Source organism: Nocardia macrotermitis (genome assembly GCF_009604405.1).
In the GTDB taxonomy this organism is placed as follows: Bacteria; Actinomycetota; Actinomycetes; order Mycobacteriales; family Mycobacteriaceae; genus Nocardia; species Nocardia macrotermitis.
Genome location: NZ_WEGK01000004.1, coordinates 496,916 through 516,659, shown reverse-complemented (window position 1 = coordinate 516,659; position 19,744 = coordinate 496,916). Strand labels below are relative to the sequence as shown.

Sequence of the window (19,744 nt, the reverse complement as noted above, 5' to 3'; positions counted from 1 at the left end):
TCTGCCGACCGACAGTGGCCGGGATATGTTGTCTCGGAGCGGTTTCGCCGAGATGCCTGCTCGACCGGGTATCAGCCGACCCTGATGCCGTGCAGGGCCAACCACGGTTGCGGGTCGACATGCTGGCCGTTGATCAGGATCTCGAAATGCAGGTGGGGGCCGGTGGAGTCGCCGCGGTTGCCGACGCGGGCGATCTGTTGACCGGCGCGGACGTGTTCGCCGACCGAGACCGAGAAGTCGTACATGTGGCCGTAGACGGAGATGGTGCCGTCGGCGTGCTGGATGCGGACCCACAGGCCGAAACCCTGGGCCGGGCCCGCGTTGATGACGGTGCCGTCTGCGACCGCGTAGATGGGGGAGCCGATCGGCGCGGCGATATCGATGCCGTAATGGAAAGTGCCCCAGCGTGATCCGTAGCCGGAGGTGAACACGCCGCGGGCGGGCAGCGCGTAGCCGCCGATGCTGCCCTCCAGGCCGCCGGGCAGCGAGGTGCTCGCGCCGTCGAGCAGCGGGGAGGGTTGTCCGGCCGCCGCGGCGGCGGCCTCGGCCTTGGCCCGCTCCATGGTGGCGCGGGCGGCGTCGGCCACCACATCCTGTTCGCGCAATCGCTCGCCGTTGTCGATGGCGGCGAGATCGCGGGCGCTGGTCGCCGGATCGGCCTGCACCTGCAACGGGTACGCCACCGGAATACGTTGTGCCACACCGGGATCTGGCGTCGAGTCGATGGTGTGCGGCGCGATCGCGTCCCCGGCGGCGAACAGTCCGACGATCACCATGACCCCGACCAGCACCCGATGCGCGAGCACCCAGCCGCGTCCCCGGAGCCAAGCCCCGCGTGCCTCGCCCCGCCAGTTCCGCCGCCGCAGCTCACGCCAGTCGATGCCCGCGATGGCGCGCCCGATTCCGATGATGGCCCGCACGATTCCAGCCACGACGCCTCGCACCCGCCGCCCCGCGCCCCGCACGAGCCCACCGGCACGACGAATCGGCCGCTTTCCCGAACGACGTTCCCGATGCAACTCGGTACGCCAGTCGGGGCGGATCACCGTCCGGCTACCGCCGGAAATCGTCGTATGGCGTGCCTCGTCGGGCATTCGCCGACGATAACAGGGCAATGGCCGTACCCGGTCCGATGGGCACGTCGGCGTAATACGGGTGTCATCCCATCCGCCGGGCGGTGCCCGTCCGCGACCTCCGGGACGTGATCTACCGTCGTCGGGTGCGCAGTGAATCCCGTCGGTCCACCGTTCCCGCCTTCTACGTCATGGACGTGTGGAAGGCGGCCGCCGAACGTGCCCGCACGCACGGCGATGTCCTGGTGCTGGCCGCGGGACAACCCTCCACCCCCGCGCCCGCGCCGGTGCTGCGCGCGACCCGGGCGGCCCTGGACGCCGAACTGCTCGGCTACACCGAGACTTTCGGCACGCTGGAGTTGCGCACGGCGATCGCCGGATATCACCGTGACACCTACGGCATCGCGGTCGACGCCGAGGACGTCGTGGTCACCACGGGATCCTCCGGCGCGTTCACGCTGATCTTCCTGGCCGCCTTCGACATCGGCGACACCGTCGTGGTGGCCCGGCCGGGTTATCCGGCGTATCGGAATACCTTGTCGGCATTGGGATGCCGTGTGGTGGAACTGGATTGCGGTGCGCAGACCCGGTTCCAGCCGACGGTCGAGATGCTCGAGGCGCTGCCCGAACCGCCCGCCGGACTGATCGTCGCGAGTCCGGCCAATCCGACCGGAACCATGATCGCCCCGGCCGAACTGGCCGCGCTGGCCCGCTGGTGCGACGCCCACGGCACGCTGTTGATCTCCGACGAGATCTACCACGGCATCGTCTACGAATCGGATTCGACCGGGACCGCGTCGGATGCCACCGCGACCTCCTCGGCCTGGGAGACCTCCCGCGAATCGGTGGTCATCGGTTCGGTCTCGAAGTACTTCTCCATGACCGGCTGGCGGCTGGGCTGGATGCTGGTGCCCCCGGGCCTGCGCCCGGCGCTGCAACGCCTGGCCTCGAATATGACCGTCTGCCCGCCCGCGATCTCGCAGTACGCCGCGGTGCACGCCTTCGACGCCGAATCACGCCGCGAACTCGACGGCCACGTGCGCCGCTACGCCCGCAACCGCGCGCTGCTGCTGGACGGCCTGCCCCGCCTGGGCATCACCGAACTGGCCCCCGCCGACGGTGCGTTCTACGCCTACGCCGATATCGCGCACCTGACCGACGACGCCACCCGCTGGTGCGCGGACCTGCTCGCGGCCACGGGTGTGGCCCTGGCACCGGGCACCGACTTCGATACCAGCAACGGTTCGCACACCGTCCGGCTGTCTTTCGCCGGGGCGAGCGCCGATATCGAGGAGGCCCTGGCCCGCATGGGCCGCTTCCTGGGCGTTTGACCAGGCATCCGAAGCGGATTGTGCCGCAAAGACTTTCCCCAGACGCCCACCGCGACGCCCGCGGATGGGGTACAAAAGCCATGGTTGTATTTTCAACACCTGCACGTTTGCCCACTCGAACTGGATTCTCACAGATCGCACCGATTTGGCACGGATGAACCGATGATGACTGGCACGATGACACGGTGATCACCGCGACGACCCCGAAAGGTGAAAGGCGTCGCCAAGCGTTGGTCGCGGCTGCCGCCGAGTTGCTACTCGAGGGAGGATTCGACGCAGTGCGCCACCGCTCGGTGGCCACCCGCGCGGACCTCCCCCTGGCCTCGACGACCTACTACTTCGAGTCGCTCGAGGATTTGATCGCGCGCGCGGTCGAGTTCAGCGGCAACGCCGAACTCGAGGCGATGCGCCGACGCATCGGCGACGTCCCGCACCGCCGCCGCGGCACCGACGCGACCGTCGACCTGGTCCTGGACCTCCTGGTCGGCACCGACGGCCCCGATCAGGCCGCCCGCGGCCGGTTGATCGCCCGCTACGAGCGGTCGGTGGCCTCGGCCCGGCATCCGGAGTTACGCGACGTGCAGTTACGACTACGCGCGCAGCTCGAGGAGCTGCTCGCCGAGGCGCTGCGCCGCTCGGACCGGGTGGTGCGCGCCGAACAGCTGCGGCGGCTGGTGGCCATGGTGGATGGCGCGGTCGTCGCGGCACTGACCGAACTGGATCCGCAACCGCGGCGCACTGCGCGCGGCGCACTGCTCGAGCTGATCGACGTGATCGCCCCGCCCGCACCGCAGCACATCCCGCCGCACTCGATGGCCGCGCACACGATTCCGCCGCATCCGGGCCAACCGCACCCGGTTCCGCAGCATCGGCCCGAGCCCCAGCAACTGGACAGGCACCGATCGTTGGACTGATCGCGGACCGTAGACTGGGTGTTCATGAGCGAGCTTGCGAGCGAATCATCGGCACAGCACCCAAGGGGCATGACGGAGCCGAGCGTTAGCGAGGCGCAGTCGTGACCCTCGTGCCGAACGTTCTCGCCACCCGCTACGCAAGTCCCGCACTGGTGCGGTTGTGGTCGCCCGAGCACAAGATCGTGCTGGAGCGCCGGCTGTGGCTGGAGGTGCTGCGGGCGCAGTCCGAGCTGGGGATCGATCTCCCCGACGGGGTGCTCACCGATTACGAGCGGGTGCTCGAGCGGGTCGACCTGGCCTCGATCGCCGAGCGGGAACGGGTCACCCGGCACGATGTGAAGGCGCGGATCGAGGAGTTCAACGCCCTGGCCGGGCACGAACACATCCACAAGGGCATGACCAGCCGCGATCTCACCGAGAACGTCGAGCAGTTGCAGATCCGGCTGTCCCTCGAGCACGTCTACGCGCACGGCGTCGCCGTGGCCGCGCGACTGGCCGAGCGGGCTGCGGAGTACCAGGCGCTGGTGATGGCCGGACGTTCGCACAACGTCGCCGCGCAGGCCACCACGCTCGGTAAGCGATTCGCTTCCGCCGCAGACGAAGTGCTGATCGCGCTGACCCGGGTGCGGGAGCTGATCGACCGATATCCGTTGCGCGGCATCAAGGGTCCGATGGGCACCGCGCAGGACATGCTCGATCTGCTCGGCGGCGACGCGGGCAAACTCGCGCAGCTGGAACAGAAAGTGGCGCGGCACTTGGGATTCGCGTCGGTGCTCACCAGCGTTGGCCAGGTGTATCCGCGCTCGCTGGATCACGACGTGCTCTCCGCGCTGGTCCAGATCGGCGCGGGCCCTTCGTCTTTCGCGCACACGGTGCGGCTGATGGCCGGAAACGAGTTGGTCACCGAGGGTTTCGCGCCCGGCCAGGTCGGTTCCTCGGCGATGCCGCACAAGATGAACACCCGCTCCTGCGAGCGCGTCAACGGCTTGCAGGTGGTGTTGCGCGGATACGCGTCGATGGCCGCGGAACTGGCCGGGGCGCAGTGGAACGAGGGCGACGTGTTCTGCTCGGTGGTGCGTCGCGTCGCGCTGCCGGACGCGTTCTTCGCCGTCGACGGGATGATGGAGACCTTCCTGACGGTGCTCGCCGAATTCGGCGCGTATCCGGCGGTGATCGAGCGCGAACTGAACCGCTACCTGCCGTTCCTGGCCACCACCCGCATCCTGATGGCCGCCGTGCGCGCCGGGGTCGGGCGGGAGAGCGCGCACGAGGTCATCAAGGAACACGCCGTCGCGGTCGCGTTGGCCATGCGTGAGCAGGGCCGCGAACCCGATCTGCTGGACCGCCTCGCCGCCGACGACCGCATGCCGCTGGACCGCGCCGCCCTCGACGCCGCGCTGTCCGATCGTTCCGCCTTCGTCGGCGCGGCCGAGGCCCAGGTCGCCGATGTCGTCGCGCAGGTCGAGAAGCTGGTCGAGGCCAATCCCGAGGCAGCTCGCTACACCCCCGCGCCGATTCTCTGATCGGTCCCGAACGGGGCTGGGCGAGAAAGTAACTGGGATGTCACCATGCGACGTGGCGGATGGCCTATAAACGCTGTATGGATCCCTACACGATCTTCGCCGACATCATCGCGGGCCGGGCACCGGCATCGATCGTCTACCAGGATCCGGATGCGTTGGCGTTCATGGACATTCGCCCGATGACGCCCGGACATCTGCTCGTGGCGCCGAAGGTGCCCGCGCGGTCGCTGGCCGAACTGGATCCCGAGATCGGCGGCAAGCTGTTCCGGGTGGGGCAGCGGCTGGCGGCGGCGCTGCGGGACAGTGAGGTGAACTGCGACGGAGTGAATTTCTTTCTCGCCGACGGGGTTACGGCCGGGCAGGAGGTTTTCCACGTCCACCTGCACGTCATCCCGCGCACCCCGGGCGACGGGTTCGGGCTGCGCGGGCGGCCGCGCACACCGCCGCGCGCGGACCTGGACTATCTGGCCGGATCCATCCGCGGTGCGCTGGAACGTTCGGCATCGAACTAGCTCGTTCGCCGGGCGTGTCGTGCGCTCGAGCCGGTGATTTGCTCGTAAGAAGCTACTTGGTCAAATCAACCCCGGAGATGGGTACGGGGGTTATCTTGAATGTTCTGGTTCACAGGGCCGATGGAGGTGGGGATAGATGCGGTACGGGTCGATAGCTGTTGTGGTGCTGGCCATGGTGCTGGGCGTTTCCGCGACGCTGGTCGGGCAACCGCGAGCCACCGCGGCCCGGATCGTCGGGATCACCGAACTGGGTCCGACCAGGTCCGCGCTGTTCATCGACTCACCCGCGATGGGCCACGTCATGCAGGTGCAGGTGCTGCATCCGGCCGGCTCGCACTCCCGGCCCTCCTACTACCTGCTCGACGGCCTGGATCCGGGCGCGGACCAGAGCACCTGGACCAATGCCACCGACGCCGAACCGTTCTTCGCGAACAAGAACGTCAACGTGGTGCTGCCGATGGGCGGGGAGGCCGGCTACTACACGAACTGGCAGCGCGACGACCCGAATCTCGGTCACTACCAATGGGAGACGTTCCTGACCAGGGAGCTGCCGCCGATCATCGACAGCGAGTTCGACGGCAACGGCGTCAACGGGATCGGTGGCCTGTCCATGGGCGGAATCGCGGCTTTCGTTCTGGCCGTACGCAATCCGGCGCTGTACCGCGCGGTCGTCGGCTACAGCGCCTGCCCGGACATGAGCCTGGCGCAGGGGCCGATCATGTTCTCGATCGCGAATCGCGGTGGTAATCCGGGCAATATGTGGGGCGGGCCGGGCGATCCGGACTGGGCCGCGCACGATCCGGCGCTGCTCGCGAATCGCTTGCGCGGCAAGACGATCTACCTCTCCACCGGTTCCGGGATGCCCGGCCCGCACGAGATGGAGCTGAAACCGCAACTGGCGGAGAACATTCTGACCGGCGTCCCGATCGAGGCCGCCGTGGACACCTGCGTCACCGCGTACGCACAGCGCCTGCGCGCGTTGCACATTCCGGCGAATATCGTCCAGAGTCCGGTCGGCACGCATTCGTGGGCCTACTGGAAGGACGATCTGCACGCCTCCTGGCCCACGGTCGCGCGGGCGCTGGGCGCGTGAGCGGCGACGCGAGGATCAGGCTCCGGGCCGGTTGAACTCGCCGTCCTTGGCTCCCGCGACGAACGCCCGCCACTCGCCGGGGGTGAAGATCAGCACCGGGCCGTCGGGATTCTTCGCATCGCGCAGGCCGATGTTCCCGGTGGCCAGGAACGCGACCTCCACGCCCCCGGTCTCGCTGCTGCGGTGCCAGACGGCATCGGGTTCGATCTCACGGTTCTTCGCTTCCACGGATGCTCCTGTGCTGGTTCGCGATCCAAATATGACCACCCGAGAATAGTTCGCGTGTGTCCTCGGACTCGTGTGGTTTATCCGGTGAGCTCAGCGGAAACCCAGACTTCGTGGCGGGAAAATCGCGCCCACCGGTTCATCCGGACCGGCGTTCGCGTCGCGTCACCGCACGGTACGACAAAGGATGGAGCACCGCATGGCACCCGTCTTCGACAGTTGCGCGGTGGTGCCCGGGCACCTCACCGTCGAACAGGCTCACAACATCTTGCGTATCCACAACACCTGCCCCGCCGACCAGTGTCTGCGCCGCAAGGCTGCCTTGTTCTTCCTGATGGAATCCCGCCGCGCCGATCGGGGCGTGGTCGGGCCGCGGCTGCCGGGATCCACGCCGCGGGCGCGCGGGCTCAGGTAGTCCGTCTGGCGCTCGCACCGGTTCGCGCACCGCTTGCACGTGCGGCATCGAGTTGCCGCACCGGGTCCGGCCGGTCTTGTCGGACGCGCCCACTACGGTGGACGCATGGCTCTCGACACTGGTACCGGCCCGATCCGCAACGCCGCCGATCCGTCCGTGGTGACGCCGCCGATCGCGAAGCGGGTCCCGGCGCAGCGCGCGCACCACGGCGACGTCGTCGTCGACGAGTACGAGTGGTTGCGCGACAAGGAGGATCCGGAGGTCATCGCCTACCTGGAGGCGGAGAACGCCTACACCGAGGCGTGCACCGCGCAGCTACGGCCGTTGCGGGAGAAGATCTTCGACGAGATCAAGTCCCGCACCCAGGAGACCGATCTGTCGGTGCCGGTCCGGATGGGCGATTTCTGGTACTACTCGCGCAGTTTCGAGGGTAAACAGTACGGCGCGCACTGCCGCTGCCCGATCGGCGCACAGGACGACTGGACCCCGCCCACGCTCGACGCCGCCACCGAGGTGCCCGGCGAGCAGGTCCTGCTGGACAGCAACCTGCTGGCCGAGGGGCACGACTACTTCGCCGTCGGCGCGTACTCGATCAGCAACGACGGCACCCTGCTGGCCTATTCGGTGGATACCGTCGGCGACGAGCGGTACGTGCTGCGCTTCAAGGATCTGCGCACCGGCGCCGAGCTCGCCGACGAGATCTCCGGCACCGTCCCCGACGCGACCTGGTCGCTGGACGGTACGCACGTCTTCTATCAGACCTACGACGAGGCCTGGCGTTCGGACACCGTCTGGCGGCACCGCCTCGGCACGCCCAACGAGCAGGACGTCCGGGTATTCCACGAGCCCGACGAGCGCTTCTCGGTCGGCATGGACACCACCCGCTCGGAGAAGTACCTGATCATCGGGGTGCATTCGAAGATCACCACCGAGATCCGGGTGCTGGAATCCGATGATCCCGAGGGTGAGTTCCGGGTGCTGCTGCCGCGCCGGGAGGGCGTGGAGTACACCGCCGAGCACGCGATCATCGGCGGGCGGGACCGATTCCTGATCCTGCACAACGGCGAGGTGCCCGCACCCGGCGGCGGCACGGTGAAGGCGGAGAACTTCGTCCTGGCCGAGGCCCCCGTGACCGACCCGTCGGATATGACCATCCTGATCGAACACCGCGAGGACGTGCGGCTCGAGGGGGTGGACTGTTTCGCCGATCAGCTGGCGCTGTCCTATCGGCGCGGGGCGCTGCCGCGAGTCGCGGTGTGGCCCTTGACTTCCGAGGGCTACGGCGAGCTGCGCGAACTGGATTTCGGACTCGAACTGTTCTCCGCGGGCGTGCTGGGCAATCCGGAGTGGGCGCAGCCGACGCTGCGGGTCGGGGTGACCTCGTACATCACGCCGGTGCGGGTGTTCGACTACGTGCCCGCGTCCGGTGAGCTGCTGCTGCGCAAGGAACAGGCCGTGCTGGGCGGCTACGACGCGAACGACTACGAGCAGCACCGGGATTGGGCCGTCGCCGCCGACGGCACCCGGATCCCGATCTCGCTGGTGCGTCGCAAGGATCTCCCGGCCGACGGACCGAAGCCGTTGCTGCTCTACGGATACGGCTCCTACGAGGCCAGTATGGATCCGGGGTTCTCGGTGTCACGGCTGTCGCTGCTGGATCGCGGCATGGTGTTCGCGGTCGCGCACGTGCGCGGCGGCGGCGAGATGGGCCGCCTGTGGTACGAGCACGGCAAGACACTGCGCAAGAAGAACACCTTCACCGATTTCGTCTCCTGCGCAAGGCATCTCATCGATACCGGCGTCACCGCGCCGGATCGCCTGGTCGCCGACGGCGGCAGTGCGGGCGGGCTGCTGGTCGGCGCGGTCGCCAACCTCGCGCCCGAACTGTTCGCGGGCATTCTCGCGGCCGTCCCGTTCGTCGACCCGCTGACCTCGATCCTGGACCCGTCCCTGCCGCTGACCGTCACCGAATGGGACGAGTGGGGTAATCCGCTGGAGGATCCGGCGGTGTACGAGTACATGAAGTCGTACTCGCCGTACGAGAACGTCCGCGCGGTCGACTACCCCGCGATCCTGGCCACCACCGGCCTGAACGACACCCGCGTCCTGTACGTCGAACCGGCCAAGTGGATCGCCCGGCTGCGCGCCGTCGCCACCGGCCACTCCCGCCTACTGCTCAAGACCGAGATGAGCGCGGGCCACGGCGGCGTCAGCGGCAAATACGAGAAGTGGAAGGAAGTCGCGTTCGAATACGCCTGGGTGCTGGACACTCTCGGCCTCGGCGACCGCTGAGAGGCGATGTGCCGCTGACGTGCGAGTGGCACTATCGGTAGAGACGGGTGGATTGCGGCACGACCGTGAGGTGCCGCTACGCCTGATCGGGTAGTGCGCGTGTACCCCGCAGAGGTGGCGCAGTACAACCGCAGATGTGCGAGCGAGTGCCACCTGCGTTCGAGGATCGGTGCGAACAGGCGGGCGCTCGTGCGGCCCGTCTGCTCGACGCACTGATTCCATTCGGGTGCAGTGGATTTCGGCTCGTTCGGTCGAATTTCGCCGGGTTCGGTAAAGCGATTCAGCGGATTCCGCAGGCGTGGATCAGTTGCAGGAGCTGCTGGTGCTGCTGGCCCTGGACGAGCTGATAGCCGGGGACCTTCGCGTTCATCATCTGGTCGTAGTTGTCGGCGATCTGGTCAGGGGTGGCGTTCGGGTGCTGGGCGCGCACCGTGTTCACGATCTGCTGGGTGCTGGCGCACATCTGATCGGGGGAGGGGTTCAGGTTCGGGAGCGGGGGTGCTGCCTGCGCGAATGCGGGGGCGAACAGCAGGAGGGCGGCGGACAGGGCGGTGAGTGCTGCGGCTTTCACAGAGGCGCAGCCTATTGAGGTGACGGAGCCGGTGGCGCTCGCTTGCCATCAAGGGAACGTGCGCTCCGTCACCATCGCGGGCTAGGCCAGGTGGCAGCTGGCGATCTGGTCGAGGATGAACTGGCGCTGGCGATCCCGGGTGGCCTGCGGCAGACCCTTGAACGCGCCCTTCTTGTCCAGGAACGCCATGTAGCCGTCGGTGATCTGCTGCGGCGTGGCGTGCGGGTTGGTCTTGCGTTCCATGTCGACCACGGCCTTGGTCGCCTCGCACTGCTGCTGCGGTGTGAAGATGTGCGGCGGATCCGCTTGTGCCACAACGGGTAAGGCGATGAACAACGGGACAGCCAGTGCGGCCACGAGTGCTGTTTTCACCCGATCGATCCTAGGTGAGGCGATGTCGCGCGAGTCTCATGACCGGACGGTATGTTCCGTGGTCGGACGCTATTCGCCGATACCGGACAGTGCCCGATCATCGGATGATGGGTCCGATTCGGTGGCGCGAATTCGTCGCGGCGTCACCGGGACTGCACGGTCCGGACACTTCCCGCGCGCATGGTGGGGCTATGAGCGGCATCGGCAGAGGGGTGCGGGTATGCGTGCACAATTGATCGTCTCGGTGTCGGGGATCCGGGACACCACCCGCGCGCAGGCGCAGGCATTCGCCGCGGAGATGGACCAGCGTGAGGTTCCGCTGTCGCTGCTGGTGGCCCCGCGCCTGAAGGGCAAGTACCGGCTGACCGACGACGCCGCCACCCAGGAGTGGCTGCGGGAACGTCGCGAGGGCGGCGACGCGGTCGTGCTGCACGGCTACGACCAGGCCGCCACCAAGAGCCGCCGCGCCGAATTTGCCACGCTGCCCCGGCACGAGGCGCGGCTGCGGCTGATGGCCGCCGATCGCGTCCTGGAGCAGGTGGGGCTGCGCACCCGGCTGTTCGCCGCGCCGCGCTGGAACGCCTCCGAGGGTGCGATGGCCGCGCTGCCGGACGTCGGTTTCCGCCTGGCCCTGAGCCTGACGGCCATGCACGACCTGGAACGCGATGTGGCACAACGCTCCTGGGTGCACGGCATGGGCGAGGGCTTCCGCGCCGAACCCTGGTGGTGCCACGCGCTGGTGATGAGCGCGGCCCGCACCGCCCGCCGCGGCGGTGTCCTGCGCCTCGCGGTGTCGGCCAGCCAGCTGAGCCGTCCCGGCCCGCATCAGGCCGTCCTGGACGCGGTCGACCTGGCCCTGTTCCACAACGCCCGCCCCGAGGTCTACCGCTGGGAGCCCTACGTCGCGGGCGCCTCGCACGCCGCCTGAGACCCGTCCCGGACTCGGGCCGCGATTCGGCGACCGGCAGCAGACTGTCGAAAATGCTTCTGGCCCACCATTTCCCGTCTGCATCGCTGGCTGAGCGGGAGGTCGGTGTCGGATATATCGGCGTTGTCGACAGCCTGGTATGGATGTCGGCACGGTGCAGGTGACCGGGCCGGTCGACGACCATGTGCTTGCTACTGCGCAGCCTGTTCGGCCCGACGACGTCGGAATTCAGCGGTCGAAACCTCCGCCGTGGCGCTGTGCGTGAACCCGCCGGACTCCTCGCGGGTCAGCGAGCTGCTCGGCGGGTGCTTGTCCAGCTGAGCCAGTGCGCGGTCCATGTCGGCGAGCAGCAGATCGGCCATATCGTGGCTGAAACCGTGTCGGACCAGCACCCGCATGATGGTCTCGTCCTGGCGGTCGGCGGGCAGCGGGTAGGCCGCGACCAGCCAGCCGCGGGTGCGCAGCCGATCGGACAGGTCGTAGAGGTTGAAGGTCTGCTCGCCGGTCAGCCGCCACGACACCGCCGCGATGCCGCGCAGCGGATCGGCGTCGTGGATGAGCTCGAACGGCCCGAACTTGCGCACACCGTCGGCCAGGTACCCCGCGACCTCGTACGCCGCGGACTGCACCCGGGTGTATCCGTCGCGTCCGAGCCGGATGAAGTTGTAGTACGAGGTGACGACCTGACCGCCGGGCCGCGAGAAGTTCAGGTTGAACGTGGCCATATTGCCGCCGAGATAGTCGACGTTGAACACCAGCTCGTCCGGCAGATCCGCGGCCTCGCGCCAGATCGCCCAGCCCGCGCCCAGCGGCGCCAGCCCCGTCTTGTGCCCGGACGCGTTGATCGACTTGACCCGCGGCAACCGGAAGTCCCAGACCAGATCGGGCGCGGTGAACGGGGCCATGAATCCGCCGCTGGCCGCGTCGACGTGGATCGGAATGTCCAGGCCGGTGCGTTCCTGCAGGGCGTCCAGCGCCCGGCTGATCCCCGCGACGTCCTCGAACAGCCCGGTGAAGGTCTGCCCGAACGTCGGCACCACCATGATGGTGTTCGCGTCGCAGTGCGCGGCGATATCGTCCGGATGCAGGGTGAGCCGGTCCCCGCGCAACGGGACCTGCCGGATCTCCACATCGAAGTAGCGCGCGAATTTCTCCCAACACACCTGCACCGGGCCACACACGAAATTCGGGATGCCGCGCCCACCGCGCGCCCGCCAGCGGAATTTCGCGGCCAGCCCGCCCAGCATCGCGGCCTCGCTGGAACCGGTCGTGGAGGTGCCGCGGGTGCCGGTCGGATCGGGGGAGTGCCACAGGTCCGCGAGCATGCGGGTGCAGCGCGCCTCGAGTTCGGCGGTCTGCGGGTATTCGTCCTTGTCGACGATGTTCTTGTCCAGCGATTCGTCCATCAGCCGCCGGGCCTGATCCTCGACCCAGGTGGTGCAGAAGGTCGCCAGATTCATCCGGGAGACGCCGTCGAGCATGAGTTCGTCGTGGACGAGCTGGTAGGCGGCCTGCGGCAGGATTTCCGAGCTCGGGAATTCCGTTTTCGGCGCACCGTCCCGGAACGGGGATGTCGCGAACAGATCCTCGGAATCGGGTGATTCGGGCATCGTCTCTCCTGGTCATCGCGCATGTGACGAATTCGCGGGCGGTCGCCAGCATCTCACAGCGGCGGGGTGGCCGGGTGGCAGGATGGGCGGAACAGCGGCATGACGACGAAACGGGTTGAGATGACGGATGACGCGCGGACCGCCGCGTTGCGGACACAGGTGCGCTCGCTGATGACGCGGGCGAAAGACGATCTGGCGGAACTGGTTTCGTATCGATCGGTGCACGATCCGCGGCAGTTCCCGGCGCAGGAGTGCCGTCGCGCCGCGCAGTGGGTGCTGGACGCGTTCGTCGAGGTCGGGCTGACCGATGCCGGGCTGCACGAGACCTCGGACGGGAGTCTGGCCGTCGTCGCCCGGTATCCCGCACCCGCCGGAGCCCCGACGGTCCTGCTCTACTCCCACTACGACGTACAACCGCCGCTCGACGAAAGTGCTTGGCGCACACCGGTATGGGAGCTCACCGAACGCGACGGCCGCTGGTACGGCCGCGGCGCGGCGGACTGCAAGGGTAACGTCCTGGCGCATCTCACCGCCCTGCGCGCACTGCGGGAAACCCTGGGCGACAACGGTTTCCCGGTCGGAATCACGCTGGTGTGCGAGGGGTCGGAGGAGCAGGGCACCGGCGGTCTCGAGGAATTCGTCCCCGAACACGCGGACCTGTTGCGCGCGGACGCCCTGGTGATCGGCGACAGCGGTAACGCGGCGGTCGGCGTGCCCACCTTCACCCAGACCCTGCGCGGCACGGTGAACGTGATCGTCAGCGTGGAAACCCTTGCCGGACCGATGCATTCGGGCATGTTCGGCGGCCCGGCCCCCGATGCGCTCGCCGCGCTCATCCACCTGCTCGCGACCCTGCGCGACGAGCACGGCAATACGACCGTCGCCGGTCTGCCCGCCGATCAGGTCTGGGACGGCACGCAGTATCCGCCCGAGCGGTTCCGCGCCGACGCCGGTGTACTCGACGGCGTCGACCTGCTCGGCGACGGCACCGTCGCCGATATGGCCTGGGCGCGCCCCGCGGTGACCGTCCTGGGCATCGACGCCCCGAACGTGGTCGGCGCGGTCGCGGCCGTGCAGGGTGCGGCCCGTGCGCTGATCAACCTGCGCATCCCGCCCGGTATCGATCCCGAGCCGGCGCTGAAAGCCCTTACCGCACACCTGGAATCGAATACGCCGTGGCACGCGCGCGTCACCGTGCAACCCGACGCGGCCGGCGCGCCGTTCCGCTCCGGCACCGGCGGTCCGGCCCGTCGCGCGATGGAGGCCGCCTTCGCCGCCGCGTACGGCCGTGCGTCGACCACCCAGGGTCAGGGCGGCTCGATCCCGCTGTGCAACGTCTTCGCCGAGACCTACCCCGACGCCGAGATCATGCTGATCGGCGTCGAGGAACCCAGCTGCCTCATCCACGCCCCCAACGAGAGCGTGGACCCCGGCGAGATCGAAAACATCGCCCTCACCGAGGCGCTTTTCCTCGCCACCTACGGTTCCTGAACCGGAACCATTGGGGCGCATCGGAATTCGGCGTCACCGGTGCCGTGACAACTTCGTCGGTGCGAGTTCCCGAACAGCCGCTGTGATCCGATGACGCGCCGCAGCGGGGTTTCGGCATATCCACCGTGGACATGCCGGAACCCCTTGGCGCGGATCAGAATTCGGCGTCCGTCTCCGGCGTGACGATCGCGAGCTCGGTGTCGGCCGGTCCCATCTCCCGCAGCCGCCCGAAGTAGATCCCCTGGGCCGCGGGCTCGATGATCCCGTAGTGGATGGGCATGGCGGTGCGCGGCGAAACCGCGCGCAGATAGTCCACGGCCTCGCTCAACCGCATCCACGGGGCGGCCGCCGGGATGGCCAGCACACCCACCGGCGACGGCGGCACCCACAGCGAATCGCCCGGATGCACGAACCGCGCCGGATCCTGCGGGGTGCCCAGCTGGAACACGGTGTTGTCGATGACCGGGATGTCCGGGTGGATCACCGCGTGCCGCCCGCCACCACCGGTTATCTGCACGCCGCCGACGCTCAGCACGTTCCCGGCGTGCACGGCCTCCCACGGCTCCTCGCGCAGCTGCGCGGTCTGGGGGTCGCTCAGCAGCCGGGCCTGCGGGTTGTTCTCCAGCAGCGCGCCGATGCGGGCGGGATCGATGTGGTCCGGGTGCTGATGCGTGATCGCGATCGCGTCCAGCCCGGTGAGTCCCTCGAAACCGTGCGAGAAGTTGCCGGGATCGAACAGGATCTTCACCCCGTCGATCTCGACCAGCACACACGAATGACCGAAGTGAGCAATGCGCATGAGCCGACTCTATGCCCGCACCACGGGCCACGCCGCGCATCACCCCACTCGTCGGCACGGCATCTCACAGCGGAACCTGCGGCCACCAGCGGTCGATCAGGTCCTGCGGGTTACCCGTGATGTCCTGCGCTTCGAGCTCGCAGAATTTGTGCGCGGGGTCGGCGAATCGAATTTCGAGCCACCCGTAGGTTGTGGACCCGTCCGCACTGACACCCCAGAACATCGAGCCATTGGCATTGCCGCGCGCCCAGTCGGTGCTGCCGAGCACCGGATCGGTTTCGGCGTCGATGACGCTTTTTATGGGAGTGCGGTTCTGGTCGCACGTCACCATAAGCATGTGAAGAGGTGCGTCATTGCCCTCACATAAAATGGTGGAAGAATTATCGGGTAATGCCTGGTTCGTAGCTTCGCCCAGGTATACAATGCACATCATTTGCTGATTTCCGCCCTTGAAAGGCGTTGACGGCAGCAGGTTCGGGAAAGCCTGAACTATGAACTCGTGACTTCCCCACGGGGTGCCGCTTTTCTCTGTGCCGGTCGATGTCGGTGTTACCGAACTCGCGATTGTGGTAGTGGGAGGCTTTGCTGCCTCGTGCCCGCCGGGAAGGGTGATCGTAAGAGCGGCCACCGTTATGATGCACAGCGCCGATGCTGCCAGCGATGCGATTGCCGTCCGGGTACGGAATGGACGAAGCCGCTCGGCGCGGTGCGTGGTACGAGCCTGCGGCGCGATGGCGGATGTCGCGCCATCTCTCCCCGTCGACGTGAAGGCCGCCCGAGCGGCCTGCGCGAGTTCGCCGCACGAGTTCGGCCGGTCGGCTGGATTCTTGGCCATAGCCGCGCACAACACATTGTCGATCTCGGGCGGCAGTGCGGGATTCACCGATGATGCCAGCGGTGGCGGCTTCAGCAGATGGGCGTAGGCCAGCTGCTCCGGAGTGGTTCCGGTGAACGGTTTCCGGCCGGTGAGTAGTTCGAAGAGTGTGCAGCCCAGCGCGTAGACATCGACTCGGTGGTCGAGTGGGGCGGATTCGATCTGTTCGGGCGCTGCGTAGGCGAATGTCCCCAGCACGGTGCCGGGGGCGGTGATCTGGGGCCCATACCCTGCCCGCGCGATTCCGAAGTCGGCCACGTATACCCGATCCGGTTGCTCATCGCGCGGCTCCAGCAGGAGATTGCTCGGCTTGACGTCGCGGTGTAGCAGCCCGGAACGATGGGCGGCATCCAATCCGCCCGCCGCCTCGGCGACAATGTGTATCGCCTGTTCGGGCGGCAATCCGTCCGGATATTTCCCGATCAACCGAGATCCGTCGTATCCCTCGATGAACTGCATCGACAGCCACAGTCGCCCGTCCGCTATCCCGCAGTCGCGGACCGCTACCAGGTTCGGATGGCGCAAGCCGGCGACCAGCTGGGACTCTCGGACGAACCTGGCTCGGAACTCGGCATCGTCGGCGTATTCGGCCGACAGCACCTTCACGGCGTCGAATCGCGGCAACCTGGGATGTGCGGCAAGATAGACGTCGGCCATTCCGCCGCCACCGAGATGCCGAACGATCCGGTAGCCGGCGAAAATCGAATCCGGAATCAGCAGACCGCGCATCACGTTACTCACTGTCGGTATTCATCAGTAGGCCGTACTGTGCCGCGATGCGGTGCTGTGTATTCACCTTGTCGCGCCCCAACAGTATGCCGATATACCGGCCGTACAGGGTGATGCAGGTATATGGGGCGGAGTATTGAGCGTAGTCCTGCAGGCTCGGGTTCGAGAAACATGCGGTATCGTCGGCTCCCGGTATGTCGGGCAGCCGCTGTTGGGCGGTATTCGAAATAAGTTTCTGCAACATCGTATTGAAATGTTTGCGCGCTTTGACGGTATCGAAGTGTCGGTAGAGTTGGGTGAAATTGTTCTCCGCTATCGCATCGACTCCGGTGTCGTACGTGACGCGATACCACAATCGCGCGGCTCTGCCTTCGAAAACGAGTCCGAACGGATTGACGGACCCCTCCTGCGACAATGTTGCGTCGGTAGTGTTCGAGAATGCGACGACGGCAGGGTAGGGCCATCTGTTGGGGGCATACGGAACCAGGCGTCGCAGCATGCCGTCCTGGTCGAGCGGCAGTGACTGAAAGCGGTCCTCCGGGGTCGCCGAAAAATGATCCAACATGGGGAGTTGCTTGTCGAAAGCGGTTCGGGCAAGTCCGGTGAGGGCCTGCTGGTCGGCCGTCTGATTTCGCAGCAGTAAGCTCACCACGTAGGGTCCGTGTGCTATCGACGCGGCCATCGTCGGAAGGCCCGGACGCCAGTGGGCATGGGCATTCGGATATCCATCGACCGAGACCGCCACGTTCGCGCTGTTCAACTCGGAGTCGGTGCTGTCGATTTTGCTCGCGACGACACTCGCCGTCGGCTCGTCGGGAAAGCGCAGCACGATCACGATCAACTGCCGGGCCGATGCGGGCGAGTCGACAGTAGCGTATTCGGCGTCCGATCCGTCTATGGCGCATCCGGCGATCATCCGGTAGTGCTCCAGGACTTTACTGACCGGTTTGGCCAGCAGGGCAATCGCTTTCCGTGGCGTCGGCAGCGGCTGTATGCCCCACGCATTGATGCTGTATTTCAACGAGGGATCGACATCGGCGGGATCGACCATAGCGGAACTCATGCGAGCCGATTCGATGACTCGGCCGTATTCACGTGTGCTGTTCGGTACGTCGAGGGGGCGCACAGAGTACGGTGAAATCTGAAGAGTGGTCGGATCCGACTGCTGACGCACCGGAATACCCGCTGTTGTGCAACCGGACACGAGTACCGATACGACGGCCATGGTGCACACTGCGAATATCCATCGCAGGAGTGGCGGCCTGGTGACCGGATTCGGCATCGACCTGCGTGTCACAGCGGCGCTCCCGGCCACCAGCGCGTCATCAACTCCGCACCACTGTCGGTATCGCCCAGGACGGAAATATTGCAGAAACGTCTACCGGGGTCGTCGAAGTATATGTTCAAGACGCCGACATTGTCGTCGACCTGTAGCCCGCGTTTCTGTAGGCCTATATGCGGAGAGGTTCCCCAGAACAGATGGCCCGACCCGGATGGGCGACTCCAGGATGCGCTACCTTCCATGGTTTCGATCGGAGTGTTCATGCCGGTCATCTGCGATCTGTCCAGATTGCAGTCGATGAAAATTCCGGATACGGGATCCATGTTTCCTCCGCAGTTGACTTCGACGAGTCCGCTCGAATCTTTCGATGGCTTTTCGAAGCGTGGGTCGGTTTGGTCGGGAAAGAAATGACATGCGGACAGTTCTTCGTACCCGGAACCGAGTGGAAATTGCGGTAGCAGTCTCGGAAATGTTTCTGCGACAAAAGCGTACGGACCCCATTCCGCCGATTCGGTGGTGTTGTCCACGGGCGGGTTGGCCAGCGGCCGCACGGGAGTGTGACGCGAATTCGACAGCACCCAGATCCCCGCCGCGATCCCGAGGACGACGACCGTCCCGAGCGCCACCGCCGCGCCGATGGCATGCCTACGTCGACGGCCGGGCCGCTTTTCGTGGTCCGGTGCTGCGGTCAATGCGTCGCGGGCCGCCGCGGCCAGGGCGCCGCAGGTCTCGTACCGGTCGCGCGGATCTTTCGCGAGCGCGGTCGTGATCACCTTGTCGAAGGCCGCTGGAACCTGCTGTGACCGTTGCGATGGACACGGCACCGGAGCGTTCAGATGCGCGTACACCATCGCCCCGACACTGTCCCGCGTGTAAGGCACTGTGCGAGTGAGTAATTCGAACAGCGTGCAGCCGAGGGCGTAGACGTCGCACCGCCGGTCGAGCTCGGCGGCGGACAGTTGTTCGGGCGCGGCGTACGCGAGCGTCATCGGCGCCGGTCCGGCGGCGTGCAGAGTTGTGGAATTCGTTGCCAGGCGGGCGATTCCGAAGTCGGCCAGCAGCGCTCGCTCCTGACCGTCCATGGCCGAGGTGACGAGTATGTTGTTCGGCTTGACATCGCAGTGGAGCAATCCCGCGGCATGGATCTCGTCGAGTCCCTGCGCGACCTCGCTCACGATCCGCACCGCCCGCTCCGGAGACAGGGCGGTCCCTTGCGAACGAAGCAACTCGCCCGCATTGCTACCGTCTATGTATTGGTTCGCAATCCACAGTGTGCCGTGCTGCTCGCCACGGTCGAGAACCTCGACGAGATTCGGATGATGCAGGCGCGCAGCCACTTCCGCCTCGTGCAGAAATCTCTTCCGGAACTCGTCGTCGAGTTCGTGGGACTCGGCCAGCACCTTGATCGCGTCGTACCTCGGTAGCCGTGGATGGCGAGCGAGGTAGACCACGCCGGCTCCCCCCGACCCCAGCACCCGCTCGATCCGATAGCCGGAGATCTCGTCGCCCTCCCGCAGCGGCCCCACCCGCTCCTCCTTCGTGCGCCGCGATGCCCTCGGAAAGCGTCGACCGACTCCATAGTGCCAATGCCACTCGGCGGGTGTCACGCGATTTCCGGCATCCGGGTCGGCTATCCATGCCCGCGCCCCTCCCCAGTTCACCGGCTGTGACCCGCCGCTGAAGGTGTGCGCCGACCCGATTAGGCTGTGC

Annotated in this window: 17 protein-coding genes and 1 pseudogene; 9 read left to right on the top strand and 9 right to left on the bottom strand. The window is 67.0% G+C overall.

The annotated features are described in order from the left end of the window. Window positions 1-71: 71 nt before the first annotated feature. Window positions 72-1,094: a peptidoglycan DD-metalloendopeptidase family protein gene (locus NRB20_RS12340; protein ID WP_153410168.1), complete on the bottom strand. Its 1,023-nt coding sequence runs from the start codon at window positions 1,092-1,094 to the stop codon at window positions 72-74. A 125-nt stretch (window positions 1,095-1,219) separates the two neighbouring features. Between NRB20_RS12340 and NRB20_RS12335 the strand changes: the two genes are divergently transcribed. From NRB20_RS12335 to NRB20_RS12315, 5 genes and pseudogenes are all read left to right on the top strand, one after another. Then, window positions 1,220-2,404 (top strand): pyridoxal phosphate-dependent aminotransferase, encoded by a 1,185-nt coding sequence (locus NRB20_RS12335; RefSeq protein ID WP_319944805.1) that lies wholly within the window; start codon window positions 1,220-1,222, stop codon window positions 2,402-2,404. 185 nt (window positions 2,405-2,589) lie between these two features. Next, a pseudogene (locus NRB20_RS12330) lies at window positions 2,590-3,204 on the top strand (TetR/AcrR family transcriptional regulator); the annotation flags it as partial. Window positions 3,205-3,419: 215 nt separating this feature from the next. Next, entirely contained in the window at window positions 3,420-4,841 is a 1,422-nt protein-coding gene (purB, locus tag NRB20_RS12325) for an adenylosuccinate lyase (RefSeq protein ID WP_319944803.1), read from the top strand. Window positions 4,842-4,918: 77 nt separating this feature from the next. Further along, entirely contained in the window at window positions 4,919-5,353 is a 435-nt protein-coding gene (locus tag NRB20_RS12320) for an HIT family protein (RefSeq protein WP_153410167.1), read from the top strand. Window positions 5,354-5,489: 136 nt separating this feature from the next. Continuing rightward, window positions 5,490-6,446, top strand: coding sequence for an alpha/beta hydrolase (locus NRB20_RS12315; RefSeq protein WP_153410166.1), 957 nt, complete (start codon window positions 5,490-5,492; stop codon window positions 6,444-6,446). 15 nt (window positions 6,447-6,461) lie between these two features. On the opposite strand, the gene NRB20_RS12310 is transcribed toward NRB20_RS12315, so the two are convergent. After that, window positions 6,462-6,674, bottom strand: a complete 213-nt coding sequence (locus tag NRB20_RS12310) for a DUF397 domain-containing protein (protein WP_406603815.1) — start codon at window positions 6,672-6,674, stop codon at window positions 6,462-6,464. 196 nt (window positions 6,675-6,870) lie between these two features. On the opposite strand from NRB20_RS12310, the gene NRB20_RS12305 reads away from it, so the two are divergent. Further along, window positions 6,871-7,086 (top strand): hypothetical protein, encoded by a 216-nt coding sequence (locus NRB20_RS12305; protein WP_153410165.1) that lies wholly within the window; start codon window positions 6,871-6,873, stop codon window positions 7,084-7,086. A 105-nt stretch (window positions 7,087-7,191) separates the two neighbouring features. After that, window positions 7,192-9,378 carry a S9 family peptidase gene (locus NRB20_RS12300; protein ID WP_153410164.1) on the top strand — a complete coding sequence of 729 codons (2,187 nt, stop codon included), beginning with the start codon at window positions 7,192-7,194 and terminating at the stop codon, window positions 9,376-9,378. A gap of 280 nt (window positions 9,379-9,658) precedes the next feature. Here the strand turns inward: NRB20_RS12300 and NRB20_RS12295 are convergent, their stop codons facing one another. Next, entirely contained in the window at window positions 9,659-9,949 is a 291-nt protein-coding gene (locus tag NRB20_RS12295) for a hypothetical protein (RefSeq protein WP_153410163.1), read from the bottom strand. Between the two features lie 81 nt (window positions 9,950-10,030). Continuing rightward, entirely contained in the window at window positions 10,031-10,321 is a 291-nt protein-coding gene (locus NRB20_RS12290; protein WP_153410162.1) for a hypothetical protein, read from the bottom strand. A gap of 220 nt (window positions 10,322-10,541) precedes the next feature. On the opposite strand from NRB20_RS12290, the gene NRB20_RS12285 reads away from it, so the two are divergent. Then, the gene (locus NRB20_RS12285) at window positions 10,542-11,249 is read left to right on the top strand and encodes a DUF2334 domain-containing protein (protein WP_153410161.1); all 708 of its coding nucleotides are present in this window, start codon (window positions 10,542-10,544) and stop codon (window positions 11,247-11,249) included. Between the two features lie 191 nt (window positions 11,250-11,440). Here the strand turns inward: NRB20_RS12285 and NRB20_RS12280 are convergent, their stop codons facing one another. Next, on the bottom strand, window positions 11,441-12,859 hold the full coding sequence (locus NRB20_RS12280; RefSeq protein WP_153410160.1) for a glutamate decarboxylase: 1,419 nt from the start codon (window positions 12,857-12,859) through the stop codon (window positions 11,441-11,443). 99 nt (window positions 12,860-12,958) lie between these two features. Here NRB20_RS12280 and NRB20_RS12275 point away from each other — a divergent pair, with 99 nt between their 5' ends. Beyond that, the gene (locus tag NRB20_RS12275) at window positions 12,959-14,350 is read left to right on the top strand and encodes a dipeptidase (protein ID WP_406603814.1); all 1,392 of its coding nucleotides are present in this window, start codon (window positions 12,959-12,961) and stop codon (window positions 14,348-14,350) included. Between the two features lie 154 nt (window positions 14,351-14,504). Here the strand turns inward: NRB20_RS12275 and NRB20_RS12270 are convergent, their stop codons facing one another. The 4 genes from NRB20_RS12270 to NRB20_RS12255 all read right to left on the bottom strand — a co-directional run bounded on the left by NRB20_RS12270 (window position 14,505) and on the right by NRB20_RS12255 (window position 19,560). Next, window positions 14,505-15,149 (bottom strand): MBL fold metallo-hydrolase, encoded by a 645-nt coding sequence (locus tag NRB20_RS12270; RefSeq protein WP_153410159.1) that lies wholly within the window; start codon window positions 15,147-15,149, stop codon window positions 14,505-14,507. A 64-nt stretch (window positions 15,150-15,213) separates the two neighbouring features. Further along, window positions 15,214-16,764, bottom strand: a complete 1,551-nt coding sequence (locus NRB20_RS12265; protein WP_153410158.1) for a serine/threonine-protein kinase — start codon at window positions 16,762-16,764, stop codon at window positions 15,214-15,216. Continuing rightward, window positions 16,757-17,977, bottom strand: coding sequence for a DUF7373 family lipoprotein (locus NRB20_RS12260; RefSeq protein ID WP_454786539.1), 1,221 nt, complete (start codon window positions 17,975-17,977; stop codon window positions 16,757-16,759). Before NRB20_RS12260 ends, NRB20_RS12265 begins: the two co-directional genes overlap by 8 nt. Window positions 17,978-18,045: 68 nt before the next feature. Beyond that, complete coding sequence (locus tag NRB20_RS12255) at window positions 18,046-19,560, bottom strand: serine/threonine protein kinase (RefSeq protein WP_194289814.1); 1,515 nt, start codon at window positions 19,558-19,560, stop codon at window positions 18,046-18,048. Window positions 19,561-19,744 lie beyond the last annotated feature (184 nt).

Excerpts from the sequence above, each read along its gene's own strand:
- NRB20_RS12340 (WP_153410168.1), bottom strand. The coding sequence starts at position 1,094 with ATGCCCGACGAGGCACGCCATACGACGATTTCCGGCGGTAGCCGGACG.
- NRB20_RS12320 (WP_153410167.1), top strand. The coding sequence starts at position 4,919 with ATGGATCCCTACACGATCTTCGCCGACATCATCGCGGGCCGGGCACCG.
- NRB20_RS12315 (WP_153410166.1), top strand. The coding sequence starts at position 5,490 with ATGCGGTACGGGTCGATAGCTGTTGTGGTGCTGGCCATGGTGCTGGGC.
- NRB20_RS12305 (WP_153410165.1), top strand. The coding sequence starts at position 6,871 with ATGGCACCCGTCTTCGACAGTTGCGCGGTGGTGCCCGGGCACCTCACC.
- NRB20_RS12300 (WP_153410164.1), top strand. The coding sequence starts at position 7,192 with ATGGCTCTCGACACTGGTACCGGCCCGATCCGCAACGCCGCCGATCCG.
- NRB20_RS12285 (WP_153410161.1), top strand. The coding sequence starts at position 10,542 with ATGCGTGCACAATTGATCGTCTCGGTGTCGGGGATCCGGGACACCACC.
- NRB20_RS12280 (WP_153410160.1), bottom strand. The coding sequence starts at position 12,859 with ATGCCCGAATCACCCGATTCCGAGGATCTGTTCGCGACATCCCCGTTC.
- NRB20_RS12275 (WP_406603814.1), top strand. The coding sequence starts at position 12,959 with ATGACGACGAAACGGGTTGAGATGACGGATGACGCGCGGACCGCCGCG.
- NRB20_RS12270 (WP_153410159.1), bottom strand. The coding sequence starts at position 15,149 with ATGCGCATTGCTCACTTCGGTCATTCGTGTGTGCTGGTCGAGATCGAC.
- NRB20_RS12260 (WP_454786539.1), bottom strand. The coding sequence starts at position 17,977 with ATGGCCGTCGTATCGGTACTCGTGTCCGGTTGCACAACAGCGGGTATT.